Source organism: Prochlorococcus marinus str. MIT 9302, assembly GCF_000759975.1.
Classification (GTDB): Bacteria; Cyanobacteriota; Cyanobacteriia; order PCC-6307; family Cyanobiaceae; genus Prochlorococcus_A; species Prochlorococcus_A marinus_M.
Window position 1 is genome coordinate 1 of record NZ_JNAM01000017.1, and the last position, 1,676, is coordinate 1,676.

A 1,676-nucleotide genomic window follows, 5' to 3' on the forward strand; every position below is an offset into this window, starting at 1 on the left:
AGGGACAAATTTATTTTTGTCTATAAAAACTTGTTATTAACTTATTTATCATTTAGATTTAATTATATTTAATTTCTGTGTGAGGAATTTTTATGAAACTTTTTAAGAGCTTACTCGTAGCTCCTGCAGCCTTAGGTTTACTATCACCTTTGTCTGCAACTGCTAGTGAAGTAAATCTAAATGAAATTTCAAACTACTCTGATATCGAGAGTATGGAATTTGCTAATTCTTTTAGCAATGATGATTCAAATATCAAAACCCCACTACTTGCTGGCGGAGAAGGATTAGTTGATGGTCATAGTCATGATGGTAGCTTCTCAGAAACAACAACAGCATCATTCACTGTTGATGGTCTTCTCGGTTTTGAAGATGACGATGATGCAGCAGCTGTTGATAATGATGACAATGTAGTAGCTACTTACAGTTTCCAGCTTGATCTAAATACAAGTTTTACAGGTGAAGATTCACTTGATATTGCTATAGACGCTGGTAATGCTGGTATTGATGCTATTGACGAATACGACAGAAACGGAAATGGCGATGGCCTTACAGTTGATGGTGTAGTTTACACTTTCCCAGTTGGCGACAAAATGACAGCTTTTGTTGGTGACAATACCAACGGTAGTAATCTATTCACAAAAGCATGTGTATACGGTGGCCCTGGTGACATGCTAAGTGATTGTGGAGATGTAAATGCTTCAATCGCTAATACAGGCTGGGCTCGTGGAGGAGTAGCTATTGGTGCTTCTTATGACTTCCAAAACGGATTAACAGCTGCTGTTGGTGCTCAAACACAAGACAATGATGTCTTTAATGAAGAAGGTCAGGATGCATATGCAGGTAACCTAGCTTATACAGGTGATAACTACGGTATTTCACTAACTTACGGTGTTGTAGAAGAAATGACTAACAACGCTCTTACTGACGAAGACGACAAATACACAGCTTTGAATGCTTACTACACTCCTGACGGTAGTCTTCCTTCAATCAGTGTTGGTTATGAAGTCGGAAACTTAGGTGGAGCAGCAGCTGGTGCTGATGAGCAAGCAAGTTTCATGATTGGTCTAACATGGGATGAAGTAGGTCCAGGATCTGCTGGAATTGCTATGGGTCACAGTAATACAGTTGAAAATGCTGATGAGTTGTATCAGTACGAGGCATACTACGAATACCCAGTAAACGACAGTATGACAGTTACTCCGTTAATCTACACTCTAGATGCAGCTGGTGCTAATACAGATGACACATCTGGAGCTATGGTTAAGACAACATTCAAATTCTAAATTTATTAGTTTAATTTAGAAACCTCCAATACACAGAAAGGGCCTGCTTATGCAGGTCTTTTTTTTTTACCTTAGAAAGGGACAAATTTATTTTTGTCTATAAAAACTTGTTATTAACTTATTTATCATTTAGATTTAATTATATTTAATTTCTGTGTGAGGAATTTTTATGAAACTTTTTAAGAGCTTACTCGTAGCTCCTGCAGCCTTAGGTTTACTATCACCTTTGTCTGCAACTGCTAGTGAAGTAAATCTAAATGAAATTTCAAACTACTCTGATATCGAGAGTATGGAATTTGCTAATTCTTTTAGCAATGATGATTCAAATATCAAAACCCCACTACTTGCTGGCGGAGAAGGATTAGTTGATGGTCATAGTCATGATGGTAGCTT

At 37.5% G+C, this 1,676-nt stretch carries 1 protein-coding gene and 1 pseudogene; both read left to right on the forward strand.

Translation table 11 applies throughout. From position 1 onward, the window contains the following. Positions 1-92: 92 nt before the first annotated feature. Complete coding sequence (locus EU96_RS00005; protein ID WP_032527624.1) at positions 93-1,283, forward strand: hypothetical protein; 1,191 nt, start codon at positions 93-95, stop codon at positions 1,281-1,283. A 169-nt stretch (positions 1,284-1,452) separates the two neighbouring features. Further along, a pseudogene (locus EU96_RS0109570) lies at positions 1,453-1,676 on the forward strand (porin); the annotation flags it as partial.

What these genes read in the sequence shown, in the direction of transcription:
- EU96_RS00005 (WP_032527624.1), top strand. Translation starts at nt 93, where the DNA reads ATGAAACTTTTTAAGAGCTTACTCGTAGCTCCTGCAGCCTTAGGTTTA.